Annotated in this window: 1 protein-coding gene; it reads left to right on the top strand. The window is 59.6% G+C overall.

Annotation, left to right across the window (positions count from 1 at the left end; all coding sequences use genetic code 11):
• Positions 1-307, top strand: a 307-nt coding sequence (locus tag ACYP5B_RS33985; protein ID WP_459572548.1) for a 3-isopropylmalate dehydratase small subunit, incomplete at its 5' end; no start/stop codon positions are given.
• Positions 308-450 lie beyond the last annotated feature (143 nt).

Genomic DNA, 450 nt, shown 5'->3' with positions numbered 1-450 from the left:
CACACTTGAAGAGGCCTTGCCGCTCCGCTCGGACATTTCCACCGACGAGATCACACCCGCCTACATTTGCTACTACTACGACGAGAAACTCGGGGAGTACCCATACCTTGGCCTCGACTGCGCAGGGACTCGCCCGGTGACGGAGGGCAGCGTGAAGTCGGGTGGATTCGCGGTCACAGTCGCGGGCCGCCGCTACGGAAAGGGATCGTCTCGGGAAGCAAGTCCGTTCGCGGAGCACAGTGCGGGCATCCGACTCGTGATCGCCGAGAGTTCGAGCGAATCTATCGGCAAAATTGCCACAATCTAGGCATCTTTACCTCCACCGACTTCGGCCTGATCGAGCGGATCAGGCGAGGGGAAGATATCCCATTGGAAGAATTCACGCGCGGAGAGAACGAACTCACCGCCGAGTTGATTCGCCAAGGAGGACTCTTTAGGCTGACCCGGGCA

It is taken from the genome of Cupriavidus sp. 8B (assembly GCF_054589115.1).
This window is presented reverse-complemented; position numbering and strand designations above follow the sequence as displayed.